The following is an 11,986-nucleotide window of genomic DNA, read 5'->3' on the forward strand; positions in this document are numbered from 1 at the left end:
GCGGTCAGCGCAGCCGCAGCGGGATTCCCGCCACCAGCAACGTGACCGTGTCGCACACCTCGGCAACGCGGGCGTTCAGCCTGCCCAGCTCGTCGCGAAAGAGCCTGCCAGAAGGCGTCGCGGGGTGGACCCCCAGGCCGACCTCCGCCGACACCAGCACGACCCGGGCCTTGGTGTCGTTCACTGCTCTTGCCAGCCGCTCCACCTCGGCGTGCACCGGCTCCCTGGGGCCGCCGTCCCACGCGCCCGCTGCGTCCAGCTCCTCGGTCAGCCAGGTCGCGAGATCGTCCACCAGCAACAGCTCGTTCTCGCTGGCCTCGGCCAGCACGTCCGCCAGCGCGGGCCCGTCGGCCGTCTCGACCGTCTTCCAGCACTCCGGGCGGCGGTGGGCGTGCTCTGCGATGCGGGCTTCCCAGTCGGCGTCGTCGGCGCGCCTGCGAGCCGTCGCCACGTAGGTCACCGAGGGGTCGGCGGGCGCCAGGCCCTCGGCATGGGCCGACTTGCCGGAGCGGGCGCCGCCGAGCACGAGCGTGCGTCGACTCACCGTCGCCACGTTACCGTTGCGCCGAGCACCGTCGCGTCGGCCGAGCGAGAGGGAGAGCGACGTGGGATACCGCTGGCGCTACCAGGATTCGACCGAGGTCGACGTGATCGGCCCGGTCGAGGAGTTCGACGACCAGACCGAGGCCGAGCAGTGGCTGGAGGAGAACTGGCCCGACCTGCTCGACGGCGGCGTCGACCAGGTCACCCTCCTCGACGGAGACACCCCCGTCTACGGCCCCATGAGCCTCCACCCACCCGAGCAGTGACCACTCACGTCGGTCGAACGCGCTGAATGACTCATTGAGGTACTTGAGCGTCCCCAATGACTCATTCAGGTACTTGGGCGCCCCGAATGACTCATTCAGCTCCTACCAAGTACCCGAACGACTCGTTCAGGTACTCCAACTCCCTGAACGGCCCTTTCGGGTACTTGAGTGCACCAAACGACCCGTTCAGCGCGCTCAACGCACCGAACGGGTCGTTCAGGTCTTTTGACGCACCAAACGACCCGTTGGGAGCCGCCAGCGCACCAAACGACCCGTTCAGCGCGCTCAACGCACCAAACGGGTCGTTCGGGGCTTGGCCCACGTGCTGAATGACTCGTTCAGCACGCTCAACCACCTCAATGACTCGTTCAGCACGGTGAACCACGTGAACGAGTCGTTGAGGTGGTGTGCGGTCAGGGGGTGATGGTGAGGCGCGGGTCGTACTCGACGACGCCGTCCAGGGCCTCGTCGATCTTCTTCATGACCTCGGCGTCGAGCTTCACGCCCGCGGCCTTGACGTTCTCGGTGACCTGCTCGGGGCGGGAAGCGCCGATGATCGCCGAAGCGACGTTGGGGTTCTGCAGGACCCAGGCGACGGCGAGCTGGGCCATGGTGAGCCCGGCCTCGGCGGCGATGGGTTCGAGCAGCTGGACCTTCTCCAGGACGTCCTCGCGCAGGAAGCGGGCGACGAAGTTCTTGCCGCCGCCCTCGTCGGTGGCGCGCGAGCCGGCGGGCACGGGCTGACCGGGCTTGTACTTGCCGGTGAGCACGCCCTGGGCGATGGGCGACCAGACGATCTGGCTGATGCCCTCGCGCTCGCTGGCCGGGACCACCTGGGACTCGATGATCCGCCACAGCGCGGAGTACTGGGGCTGGTTGGAGATGAACGGGACGTTCAGCTCGCGGGCGATGGCGGCGCCGCGGGTGATCTGGTCGGCGTTCCACTCGGAGACGCCGATGTAGAGGACCTTGCCCTGGCGCACGAGGTCGGAGAACGCCAGCATCGTCTCCTCCAGCGGCACCGACTTGTCGAAGCGGTGCGCCTGGTAGAGGTCGACGTAGTCGGTGCCGAGCCGCTTCAGGGAGGCGTTGGCCGACTCCATGATGTGCTTGCGGCCGAGGCCCCTGTCGTTCTCACCGCCGGGGCCGGTCGGCCAGAAGACCTTGGTGAAGATCTCCAGGCTCTCCCGGCGCTGCCCGGCGAGCGCGCGCCCGAGCACCGACTCGGCCTTGGTGTTGGCGTAGACGTCGGCGGTGTCGAAGGTGGTGATGCCCGCGTCGAGGGCGGCCTTCACGCAGGCGTGCGCCTGGTCCTCCTCGACCTGCGAGCCGTGGGTGATCCAGTTGCCGTAGGAGATGGCACTGACGGAAAGGCCGCTGCGGCCGAGACGACGAAACTCCATGACCCGAGCCTAGACCGGGTTCGTTCGCCTCGCTAAGTACCTGGAGCGCGCTCCAGGGGTGTGAGCCGTGACACCTACTTCTTGTAGCTGACCCTCGGCTTGGGCACGCGGAGCTTGCGCAGCTGCGTCGCCCTGGTGAAGGCGTACCAGCCGAGCGCGAAGCCCTTGAAGGTCTCGTCGGGGAACTTCTGCCGAGCCTGCTTCGCGACCATCCGGCCGAGCATGACGCCCTCGATCAGCATGGCCAGCAGCATGAACATGCACGCGAGGCTGGCGTACTGCTGCACGACGAGGTTCGGCGTCAGCACCGCGATGAACACGATGATCGCCAGCGGCATGAACAGGCCCATGAGGTTGCGCCGCGAGTCCACGATGTCGCGGACGTAGGCGCGCACGGGACCGCGGTCGCGCGGCAGCAGGTACTTGTCGTCACCGGCCATCATCCGCTCGCGGCGGAACTGAGCGGCCTTGCGGCGCTCTTCCTTGCTGGCCTGGTTCCCACGCATCCGGCGCAGCGCCTCGCGCTGCGTGCGCGGCGGCGGCGGGACGGGACCGCGACGGCGGCTCTCCGCCTCGCGGCGCTTGGGGGTGGGCTTGCCCTTGCTGGTGGTGTGCCCCTTCGGGCCGTCGATGACGTCCGCGTTGACCTCCACGACCTCCTCTTCGGAGTTCGCGGGGTCGGCGGCTGCGCTGCGGCGAAGGAACCTCACGGCGTACAGAGTAGGACAGGTCGAATTGCGAGGATGTACCGTCCGCCAAGTGCGGATTCTCGTAGCGCCCGACTGCTTCGGCGGCACCCTTTCCGCCCGCGCCGCCGCAGAAGCGATTTCCTTGGGGTGGAAGCGATCCGCGCCCGGCGACGAGCTCGTGCTGAGGCCGCTCGCCGACGGCGGACCCGGTTTCGTCGAGGTGCTGCGCACCGCGCTCGGCGGCACGGTGCACCGCGTCGGCGTGACCGGTCCGCTCGGAGCGCGCGTCGAGGCGGAGTGGCTCGAACACGACGGCACGGCCTACGTCGAGTGCGCGCAGGCGTGCGGCCTCCACCTCGTCCCCGCAGCCGACCGCGACGCTTCCCGCGCCACCACGCGCGGCGTCGGGGAGCTGGTCAACGACGCGCTCGCCAAGAACGTGCACACGGTGGTGATCGGCCTCGGCGGCTCGGCGAGCACCGACGGCGGAGCCGGGTTGTTCGCGGCGCTCGGGTTCGCCCCGCTCGGCGAGGACGGCGCGGAGCTGCCTGCCGGAGGCGGACCGCTCAACGGCTGCGCCCGGCTCAAGGCGACCCCCGAGTTCCCCGCGCGCCTGGTGATCGCCTCCGACGTGGAGAACGTGTTGCTGGGCAGGCACGGCGCCGCGAACACCTTCGGGCCGCAGAAGGGCGCCGGCGCCGCCGAGGTCGAAGCCCTCGAATCCGCGCTGAGCCGCTGGGCCGACGTGCTCGCCGAAGCCACGGGCAAGGACGTCCGCGACACAGCGGGCGCCGGGGCGGCTGGAGGTCTCGGCGCGGGACTGCTGGCGCTCGGGGCCGAGGTCGTCTCAGGGGCCGGACTTGTGCGCCAACTCACTGGGCTGGACTCCGCGCTGGACTCGGCGCAGCTGGCGATCACCGGAGAGGGCAGCTTCGACTGGCAGTCGCTGCGCGGGAAGTTGATCACCGCGGTGGCCGCCGGAGCCGCTGAGCGAGGCCTTCCGTGCCTGGTCCTGGCCGGTCAGGTCAGCGTGGGAAGGCGCGAATCGGCCGCGGTCGGCATCGAGGACTCCTATGCGGTCGCCGAGCACGCGGGCTCGGTCGCGGCCTCGCTCGCCGATCCCGCCGGCACGCTCGCCGACCTGGCCGCCCACGTGGCCGGGCAGTGGGGCGGTCGCTGAATCCGGATGTGCCACCATGGAAGTGGAACAAGCAGGCCATCCGATGCGTTGCAGCCGAGGTAGCGCCTCAGGAAGACCGAGGGAGAACCATGACTTCTGCGCAGGAAACCGGCACCGAGACGCCGACCCACGGCGTGACGATGACCGAGGCGGCCTCCTCCAAGGCCAAGGCCCTGCTGGAGCAGGAGGGCCGGGACGACATGCACCTGCGCATCGCCGTCCAGCCCGGCGGCTGCGCCGGCCTCCGCTACCAGCTGTTCTTCGACGAGCGCACGCTCGACGGCGACGCCTTCCGCGACTTCGACGGCCTCAAGGTCGCCGTTGACCGGATGAGCGTCCCCTACGTCGACGGCGCGGTGATCGACTTCGTCGACACCATCGAGAAGCAGGGCTTCACGATCGACAACCCGCAGGCCACCGGCTCCTGCGCGTGCGGGGACTCCTTCAACTAAAGGCCCAGAACGACGAGAGGACCGCGAGCCCGGCTCGCGGTCCTCTTCGTTTGTCCAGACTTCTGGCTCAACAGCCGTAGTCGTCCATCTCACGCACCTGCGCGGTGTTGGCCTCGCTCACCCGCCACGGTGCTGCCGCGCGCTGCTGCGGAACAACCGCTGAGCTGGACCGGAGAGAGTCGGGCAGGTCCGCGCAGTCCTTGATCAACTCTGCGATGGTGCTGGGTTCGGTGCTGGTCACATCGAGGACGTTATGACTCACGGCGGGTGTGGAACAGCTCTACCAAGCAGTAGTCTTCGCGGTTGGCCGGTGTGCACCTGAAAGGGTGAGTCGGCTGGTCAGACGCCTTCACCGCCGAACGAGGAGACCCTTTCGTGCCCGTCGCGATCACCGGAAGCATCGCCACCGATCACCTGATGCACTTCCCGGGCCGGTTCGCCGAGCAGCTCGTGGCCGACCAGCTCGACCGTGTGTCCCTGAGCTTCCTCGTGGACGACCTCGTCGTGCGCAGGGGCGGCATCGCGGCCAACATCGCCTTCGGCATGGGCGTGCTCGGCCACAGCCCCGTCCTGGTCGGCGCCGTCGGCGCGGACTTCGCCGACTACCGCTCCTGGCTGGAGCGCCACGGCGTCGACTGCTCGGGCGTGCACACCTCCGAGACCAAACACACCGCGCGCTTCGTCTGCACCACCGACGACGACATGTGCCAGATCGCCTCGTTCTACGCGGGCGCGATGTCCGAGGCCCGCCAGATCGAGCTGTCCCCGGTCGCCGAGCGCGCCGGTGGGGCGCTCGACCTCGTGCTGATCAGCCCGAACGACCCCGAGGCGATGCTGCGGCACACCGAGGAGTGCCGCCAGCGCGGCTACGCCTTCGCCGCCGACCCCTCGCAGCAGCTCGCGCGGATGGACGGCGAGCAGGCCCGCAAGCTGGTCACCGGCGCGAAGTTCCTGTTCACCAACGACTACGAGCTCCAGCTGCTGCTCAAGAAGACCGGCTGGACCGAGGACGAGGTGCTCGACCAGGTCGGCATGCGCGTCACCACCCTCGGCGAGAAGGGCGTGGAGATCGTCGGCCGCGAGGTCGGCGCGCTGCAGGTCCAGGCCGTGCCGGAGACCGCCAAGACCGACCCGACCGGCGTCGGCGACGGCTTCCGCGCCGGGTTCCTCGCCGGGCTCAGCCGCGGCCTGCCGCTGGAGCGCGCCGCCCAGCTCGGCTCGCTGATCGCGGTCAACGTGCTGGAGACCGTGGGCACCCAGGAGTGGAGCTTCGACCGCGCCGAGGGCCTGCGCCGCCTCAGCGAGGCCTACGGCCCGGAGGCTGCCGAGGAGATCGCCCCGATGCTCCCCGCGTAGCACCCAAGACACGAAGAAGCCCCCTCCGCGCGGAGGGGGCTTCTGTCGTTTCGAGCGGTCAGAGCTTGACCGGCCTCAGAGCTTGACGGGGTAGTGCGGTTCGGGCACCCGCACCTGGATCGAGCGCTCGATGAAGATGCCGTGCCAGATCATGAAGACCAGCAGCGCCCAGATGCGGCGGCTGTGGTCGAGCACGCCGGAGCGGTGCTCCTCCAGGATCCGCATGACGGCGGCCTTGTCGATCAGGTGGTCGGTGCCGGAGCCCTGCACGATCTCGCGCGCCCAGTCGTGCATCTCGTCCTTGAGCCAGTGCCGGATCGGCACCGGGAAGCCGAGCTTGCGGCGGTGCAGCACGTGCGCGGGCACGATCCGCTCCATCGCCTTGCGCAGCGCGTACTTCGTGGTCTCCTTGGTGATCTTCTGCTCCAGCGGGACCGTGGAGGCGACCTTGAAGACCTCCGGGTCCAGGAACGGCACCCGCAGCTCCAGCGAGTTCGCCATGGTCATCTTGTCGGCCTTGACCAGGATGTCGCCGCGCAGCCAGGTGAAGAGGTCCACGTGCTGCATCCGGGTCACCGGGTCCCAGCCCGCCGACTCGCGGTACGGGCGCGCGGTGACGTCGGTGTGCCGGATCGCCGGGTCGTAGCCCTTGAGCACGGCCTGGATCTGGTCGTCGCGGAAGATCCGCGCGTTGCCGTAGTAGCGCTCCTCCAGCGACAGCGCGCCCCGGCGCAGCAGGTCCTTGCCGCGCACGCCGTCCGGGATGCGCTTGGAGACCTTGCCCATGACCGAGCGCAGCGCTCCGGGCACCTTCTCGAAGGGCGCCAGCGACAGCGGCTCGCGGTAGATGGTGTAGCCGCCGAAGAGCTCGTCGGCGCCCTCACCGGAGAGCACGACCTTGACGTACTGGCGCGCCTCGCGGGCGATGAACCACAGCGGGACCAGCGCGGGGTCGGCGACCGGGTCGTCCAGGTACCAGGTGATCAGCGGCAGCGCCTGCATCATCTCCTCGGCGGAGACGGTGCGGACCACGTGCTTGACCCCGATCGCCGCGGCCGACTCGGCGGCCACGTCGATCTCGGAGTAGCCGGAGCGCTCGAACCCGGTGGTGAAGGTGATCAGGTCCGGGTTGTGCTCCTTGGCCAGCGTGGCGATGACCGTGGAGTCGATGCCGCCGGAGAGGAACGAGCCGACGGTGACGTCCGCGCGCATGTGCTTGGCGACGGAGTCCCGCATGACGTCGGCGATCTGCCGGTGCAGCTGGGCGACCTCGCTGGAGCCGCGCAGCGGACGGGCGGTGAACTGCGGGTTGAAGTACCGCTCGGTGATCAGCGAGCCGCCCGGCGCGACGGTGAAGGAGGTGCCGGACTCGATGCGGCGGATCTTCGTGTGCATCGTCGCGGGCTCGGGCACGTACTGCATGATCAGGTAGTGCTGCAGCGCGGTCCGGTCCAGCTGCGGCTGCAGGCCGAGCCCGCCCGCCAGGTCCAGCAGGCTCTTCTTCTCGCTGGCGAAGGCGATGCCGTTGGGGCCCTGCGCGTAGAACAGCGGCTTGATGCCGAAGGGGTCGCGGGCGCCGAAGATGACGCGCTTCTCCGCGTCCCAGATCATGAACGCGAACATGCCGCGCAGCCGGGACACCATGGACGGGCCCATGTGGTGGTAGGCCGCGACGATCGTCTCGGTGTCGCCGTCGGTGGCGAAGCGCGCGCCGTACTGCGCGACCAGCTCCGCCCGCAGCTCCAGGTAGTTGTAGATCTCGCCGTTGAAGACGATGGTGTAGCGCCCGTTCGCGTACTGCAGCGGCTGGTGGGACCGCTCGATGTCGATGATCGAGAGCCGGTTGAAGCCGAACACCACCGACTCGTTGTGCCAGGTGTCGCTTTCATCCGGGCCGCGGTGCCGCTGGCAGTGCAGGGCGTTGGCGACGGCGTTGACCGCCGCCGCGGTGTTGTTGTGGGGAGCGCAAACAAGTCCCAGCAGGCCGCACACGCTTCTCGCGCACCTCTCGTGTCGAACAGCGGCGCCCGGGGGAGGGGTCCCGCCGTCGGGGGTGTCGTTCCTCGGTCCAGGGCGTGTGGCTGAACGCGCCCAAGCGCCCAGTATGCCGAAAGTCGCTCGGGGGCTTGACAGGCCTGTCGCGTCAGGGGAAACCGCATCCGTAGGCAGGCAACCCCGGGCAGGTGAGCGCGCACCCGCTGAGCTAGGCTCCCGCATGACTTCGTCGGCCCGTTGTTGGCGCAGGTCGCAGCCTGTGAGCTCCGATCTCCGCCGACGTCGTAGGTGGGCCGTCAACCGCAGCGAGGAGGCGTCGGCAGTGAGCCGCAAGGAGGAGCGTCACGTGCTCACGGCACGCGCAGCGCGCCTGACCAAGGTTCTCGCCCTGGTCGGTGTGGTGGCCTTCGTCGCCACCGGCTGTTCGACCGAGGAGGTCCTGCGCTTCGGGTGGCCCGAGGGCGTCACGCCGCAGGCCGAGCAGATGCGCCAGCTCTGGACCTGGTCGGTCGTCGCGGCCCTCGCCATGGGCGTGCTGGTCTGGGGCCTGATCCTCTGGTCGATCATCTTCCACAGGAAGAAGAGCGAGGAGTTCCCGCGGCAGACGCAGTACAACGTGCCGCTGGAAATGGTCTACATCACCGTCCCGACGATCATCGTCGTGGTGCTCTTCTACTTCACCGCGGTGACGCAGAACTTCGTCAACTCCAAGGACGAGCCCGCCGACGTCAACGTCACGGTGACCTCGTTCCAGTGGAACTGGGAGTTCACCTACACCGACCCGAAGTACAAGATCGACCAGCAGCGCCAGGTCAGCACCGTGGGCTCCAGCTCGGAGATCCCGCTGCTGGTGCTGCCGACCGGCAAGAACGTGCGCTACACCCTGCAGTCCAAGGACGTCATCCACTCCTTCTGGGTCCCGGACTTCCTCTTCAAGCGGGACACCTTCCCGTACCCGAAGAAGAACAACCAGGACAACGTCTTCCAGAACCGGATCGACACCCCCGGCGCGTTCGTCGGCCGCTGTGCCGAGCTCTGCGGCACCTACCACGCGGTGATGAACTTCGAGGTCCGCGGCCTGCCGTCGGAGGTCTTCGACCGCTACATGGCGCTGCGGCTCAAGGAGAACGCCAAGACCGCCAAGCTCTACACCGCCGCCGAGGCGCTGGCTGAGCTGAACTGCGGCGAGCTGTGCTCCCCGCAGGCGATCACCACCAAGCCGTTCAACACCGACCGCACCGCGGGCACCGCGTCCGGCCGCTGACCGTCGAGCCGGATTCGAGAGCGAGGGCAATTCCATGAGGACCGAGGCACGGATCTTCGATCTGGTCACGGCGTTCTGCGTAGTGGCGGCGATCGCCTACGGCGTCCTGTCGCACGAGCCGGTCGGCACGGTGGCGATCAGCCTCACCGGCGGACTGACCCTGCTCGTCGGCACGTACCTGCGCTTCGTCGCGCGCCGCATCGAGCAGCGGCCCGAGGACGACGTGGACGCCGAGGTCAGTGACGGCGCGGGCGAGCTGGGCTTCTTCTCCCCGGGCAGCTACTGGCCGTTCGGCCTCGCGCTGGCGGCGGCCTTCACCGGTGTGTCGCTGGCGTTCTTCGAGCCGTGGATGATCGGCATCGGCTTGGTCGTCGTGCTGATCATGGTCGCGGGGCTGCTCTTCGAGTACCACGTGGGTCCCGACCACCACTGATCTCCTGCTTGTGACGGGGGCGGGCGCTTGATGCGCCCGCCCCCGTTTTTCATCGCCTGGCCGGGAGCTTGTGCGCGAGCGCGCCGACGAGCATCGCGAGCATGCCCAGCGCCTCCAGCAGCGTCACGTGGTGCGCGTAGACCACGACGTCGACGACGAGCGCCACGGCCGGGTAGAGGAAGGAGAGCAGGGCCACCGTCGCCGTCGGCAGGACGCCGATGCTGCGGTACATCAACACGTACATCAGCGCCGTGTGCACCACGCCGAGCACCAGCAGCCACCACCAGCCCGCGCCGAAGGCGGGCAGCGGCGTGAACAGCAGGGCCGGGGCCAGCACGAGCGTGCCGACCGCGCACTGCACGGCGGCCACCAGGTGCGGCTTCACGTGCGAGAGCTGCTTGGCCACGAGCGAGGCCCCGGCGTAGAGGGCGGCCGCGCCGAGGGCGAGCGCGATGCCGACGACGTCGACCGGCTTGCCGTTCATTCCCTGGCCTCCCAAGGAGATCAGCACCACACCCGCGAAGGCGATCGCGCCGTGGCCGAGGTCGCGCCCGCGCACCTTCTCGCCGAGGACCACCCCGGCCAAGCCCAGCAGCAGGAACGGCTGCGTGTGGTAGACGACCGTGGCCACCGAGACCGAGGAGTGCGAGTACGAGGCGAACAGCAGCACCCAGTTCGCCACCAGCAGCACGCCACCGAGCGCGGCGAGGCGGAGGTCCCGCGCGGACAGGCGCAGCCAGCCCTTCCACGCGCACCACAGTGCGAGGATCAGCCCGCCGACGAGGCAGCGCGCGAAGGCCACGGCGGGCGCCGCTGCGCCGGACTCCACCACCGCGACGCCGATCGTGCCGGAGAGTGCCATCGCGCTCGCCCACTCCAGGGTCGCGCGCTTGGTGTTCGTGCTGGTCATGGTGCTTGTCATGACCGAAATGCTCCGCTGTGCGGGGCTTGGCGACGAGTGGCAGAGATGACATGCACCGCAAAGCTTCTGACGTAGCCTGTCCGGTATGGCCGAGCTGAGCGTTGACCGGGTCGCGGTGGTTGTCGACGGCGTGGTGTCGCCCTTCGAACTGGGCGTCGCGTGCGAGGTCTTCGGCACCGACCGCAGCGCCGACGGCATCGCCGGGTGGGACTTCGCCGTGTGCTCGCCGGGCGGGCGTCCGACGCGGGGCTGGTCCGGCTTCGGGCTGACCGACCTCGCCGACCTGGACGTGGCCGCCGCCGCTGACCTGATCATCCTGCCCACGTGCGTCGACCGCACGCAGGCGCCCTCGCCCGCCGTCGCCGAGCTGATCACCGGGGCCGCCGCTCGCGGGTCCTTGGTCGCGGCGTTCTGCTCCGGGGTCTTCATGCTCGGGCACGCCGGGCTGCTCGACGGGCGCGGCTGCACCGTCCACTGGGTCTACGAAACCGAGTTCCGCCAACGGTTTCCGCGCGCGCTCGTCGATCCCAGCGCGCTCTACGTCGAGGACTCCGGCGTGTTCACCAGCGCCGGCACCGTGGCCGCCGTCGACCTGTGCCTGCACATCGTGCGACGCACCAGGGGGCTGCGCGCCGCCACCGTGCTCGCCCGCAGGATGGTCGCCCCACCGCACCGCGAAGGCGGCCAGGCGCAGTTCGTCGAGACACCGGTCCCCGCCGCCGAGGACGACGTGCTCGCCGAGGTGCTGGAGTGGATCGAACGCAGGCTCGACCAGCCCGTCACCGTCGCGGAGCTGGCCAGGCGCTCCGGCCTGGGGGAGCGGACCTTCCTGCGCCGCTTCGCCGCCGGGACCGGCACCACGCCGCACCGCTGGCTCACCCAGCGCAGGCTCGACCGCGCGCAGCGGATGCTGGAGGAGACCGCGCTCAGCGTCGACGAGATCGCCGTGGCGTGCGGCTACGGCTCCGCCGCCGCGCTGCGCCACCAGTTCACGCGCCTGCGCGGCACCAATCCGAGCGCGTACCGCAGAGCCTTCGGGTCAACCGGTCGGCCGACACCGCGCTAACCCCGTCGATTGATGGGCCGGGCCGACCACGCGGGCACCGTTGACCCCATGCGGGAAGTCATCGGAATCATCCTCATCGTCCAGGGCATCGGCTCGCTCGTCATCACCAAGGCGTTCAACGGCCAGGAGTGGTTCCTCATGCGCTGGGCCACGCCCTACTCGCCGTGGGCCCACATCGCCATCGCCGTCTTCGGCCTTCTCCTAGCCGCCGCCGGAACCTCCGCCCGCCGCCGCCGCAACCACGCCTAACCGCCGCCGCTTGCGAGCTGAATGACTCATTGAGGTACTTGAGCGTCCTGAATGAGTCATTGAGGGTCCCCAAGTACCCGAATGAGTCATTCAGCTACTTCGGCGCGAGCGGGGGATGGGCGTGGGAAAGGAGAAGGCCCCCGCCGGTGTGGGCGGGGGCCTTCGTGG

General features: G+C 69.4%; 15 protein-coding genes. 8 read left to right on the forward strand and 7 right to left on the reverse strand.

From position 1 onward, the window contains the following. Positions 1-4: 4 nt before the first annotated feature. The gene (cobU, locus tag ABD798_RS15115; RefSeq protein ID WP_344875091.1) at positions 5-544 is read right to left on the reverse strand and encodes a bifunctional adenosylcobinamide kinase/adenosylcobinamide-phosphate guanylyltransferase; all 540 of its coding nucleotides are present in this window, start codon (positions 542-544) and stop codon (positions 5-7) included. A 61-nt stretch (positions 545-605) separates the two neighbouring features. Here cobU and ABD798_RS15120 point away from each other — a divergent pair, with 61 nt between their 5' ends. Continuing rightward, positions 606-809, forward strand: a complete 204-nt coding sequence (locus tag ABD798_RS15120; protein ID WP_086821232.1) for a hypothetical protein — start codon at positions 606-608, stop codon at positions 807-809. 91 nt (positions 810-900) lie between these two features. Here ABD798_RS15120 and ABD798_RS15125 read toward each other — a convergent pair whose 3' ends face one another. The 3 genes from ABD798_RS15125 to ABD798_RS15135 form a co-directional block, all read right to left on the reverse strand. Then, positions 901-1,164: a hypothetical protein gene (locus ABD798_RS15125; RefSeq protein WP_344875094.1), complete on the reverse strand. Its 264-nt coding sequence runs from the start codon at positions 1,162-1,164 to the stop codon at positions 901-903. A gap of 58 nt (positions 1,165-1,222) precedes the next feature. Next, positions 1,223-2,212 (reverse strand): aldo/keto reductase family protein, encoded by a 990-nt coding sequence (locus ABD798_RS15130; protein WP_344875096.1) that lies wholly within the window; start codon positions 2,210-2,212, stop codon positions 1,223-1,225. Positions 2,213-2,286: 74 nt separating this feature from the next. Further along, the gene (locus ABD798_RS15135) at positions 2,287-2,922 is read right to left on the reverse strand and encodes a DUF3043 domain-containing protein (RefSeq protein WP_344875098.1); all 636 of its coding nucleotides are present in this window, start codon (positions 2,920-2,922) and stop codon (positions 2,287-2,289) included. Positions 2,923-2,971: 49 nt separating this feature from the next. Here ABD798_RS15135 and ABD798_RS15140 point away from each other — a divergent pair, with 49 nt between their 5' ends. After that, positions 2,972-4,081 (forward strand): glycerate kinase family protein, encoded by a 1,110-nt coding sequence (locus tag ABD798_RS15140; RefSeq protein WP_344875100.1) that lies wholly within the window; start codon positions 2,972-2,974, stop codon positions 4,079-4,081. Between the two features lie 89 nt (positions 4,082-4,170). Then, the gene (locus tag ABD798_RS15145; RefSeq protein WP_086821229.1) at positions 4,171-4,533 is read left to right on the forward strand and encodes a HesB/IscA family protein; all 363 of its coding nucleotides are present in this window, start codon (positions 4,171-4,173) and stop codon (positions 4,531-4,533) included. Positions 4,534-4,600: 67 nt separating this feature from the next. On the opposite strand, the gene ABD798_RS15150 is transcribed toward ABD798_RS15145, so the two are convergent. Next, the gene (locus tag ABD798_RS15150; protein WP_344875103.1) at positions 4,601-4,774 is read right to left on the reverse strand and encodes a hypothetical protein; all 174 of its coding nucleotides are present in this window, start codon (positions 4,772-4,774) and stop codon (positions 4,601-4,603) included. Positions 4,775-4,950: 176 nt separating this feature from the next. On the opposite strand from ABD798_RS15150, the gene ABD798_RS15155 reads away from it, so the two are divergent. Next, entirely contained in the window at positions 4,951-5,889 is a 939-nt protein-coding gene (locus tag ABD798_RS15155) for a carbohydrate kinase family protein (protein WP_344875762.1), read from the forward strand. A 75-nt stretch (positions 5,890-5,964) separates the two neighbouring features. Here the strand turns inward: ABD798_RS15155 and asnB are convergent, their stop codons facing one another. Further along, positions 5,965-7,881 carry an asparagine synthase (glutamine-hydrolyzing) gene (gene asnB, locus ABD798_RS15160; protein ID WP_344875105.1) on the reverse strand — a complete coding sequence of 639 codons (1,917 nt, stop codon included), beginning with the start codon at positions 7,879-7,881 and terminating at the stop codon, positions 5,965-5,967. Between the two features lie 349 nt (positions 7,882-8,230). Between asnB and ctaC the strand changes: the two genes are divergently transcribed. Then, positions 8,231-9,148 (forward strand): aa3-type cytochrome oxidase subunit II, encoded by a 918-nt coding sequence (gene ctaC, locus ABD798_RS15165; protein WP_344875107.1) that lies wholly within the window; start codon positions 8,231-8,233, stop codon positions 9,146-9,148. 34 nt (positions 9,149-9,182) lie between these two features. Beyond that, the gene (locus ABD798_RS15170) at positions 9,183-9,581 is read left to right on the forward strand and encodes a cytochrome c oxidase subunit 4 (RefSeq protein WP_344875109.1); all 399 of its coding nucleotides are present in this window, start codon (positions 9,183-9,185) and stop codon (positions 9,579-9,581) included. A gap of 49 nt (positions 9,582-9,630) precedes the next feature. Here ABD798_RS15170 and ABD798_RS15175 read toward each other — a convergent pair whose 3' ends face one another. Next, positions 9,631-10,503, reverse strand: coding sequence for a DMT family transporter (locus ABD798_RS15175; protein WP_344875111.1), 873 nt, complete (start codon positions 10,501-10,503; stop codon positions 9,631-9,633). A 94-nt stretch (positions 10,504-10,597) separates the two neighbouring features. Between ABD798_RS15175 and ABD798_RS15180 the strand changes: the two genes are divergently transcribed. Both ABD798_RS15180 and ABD798_RS15185 read left to right on the forward strand, forming a co-directional pair. Next, positions 10,598-11,569: a GlxA family transcriptional regulator gene (locus ABD798_RS15180; protein WP_344875764.1), complete on the forward strand. Its 972-nt coding sequence runs from the start codon at positions 10,598-10,600 to the stop codon at positions 11,567-11,569. 48 nt (positions 11,570-11,617) lie between these two features. Then, complete coding sequence (locus ABD798_RS15185; RefSeq protein WP_344875113.1) at positions 11,618-11,818, forward strand: hypothetical protein; 201 nt, start codon at positions 11,618-11,620, stop codon at positions 11,816-11,818. Positions 11,819-11,986: the final 168 nt, after the last annotated feature.

It is taken from the genome of Allokutzneria multivorans (assembly GCF_039537405.1).
In the GTDB taxonomy this organism is placed as follows: domain Bacteria; phylum Actinomycetota; class Actinomycetes; order Mycobacteriales; family Pseudonocardiaceae; genus Allokutzneria; species Allokutzneria multivorans.

Excerpts from the sequence above, each read along its gene's own strand:
- ABD798_RS15130 (WP_344875096.1), bottom strand. The coding sequence starts at position 2,212 with ATGGAGTTTCGTCGTCTCGGCCGCAGCGGCCTTTCCGTCAGTGCCATC.
- ABD798_RS15145 (WP_086821229.1), top strand. The coding sequence starts at position 4,171 with ATGACTTCTGCGCAGGAAACCGGCACCGAGACGCCGACCCACGGCGTG.
- ABD798_RS15155 (WP_344875762.1), top strand. The coding sequence starts at position 4,951 with ATGCACTTCCCGGGCCGGTTCGCCGAGCAGCTCGTGGCCGACCAGCTC.
- ABD798_RS15170 (WP_344875109.1), top strand. The coding sequence starts at position 9,183 with ATGAGGACCGAGGCACGGATCTTCGATCTGGTCACGGCGTTCTGCGTA.
- ABD798_RS15175 (WP_344875111.1), bottom strand. The coding sequence starts at position 10,503 with ATGACAAGCACCATGACCAGCACGAACACCAAGCGCGCGACCCTGGAG.
- ABD798_RS15185 (WP_344875113.1), top strand. The coding sequence starts at position 11,618 with ATGCGGGAAGTCATCGGAATCATCCTCATCGTCCAGGGCATCGGCTCG.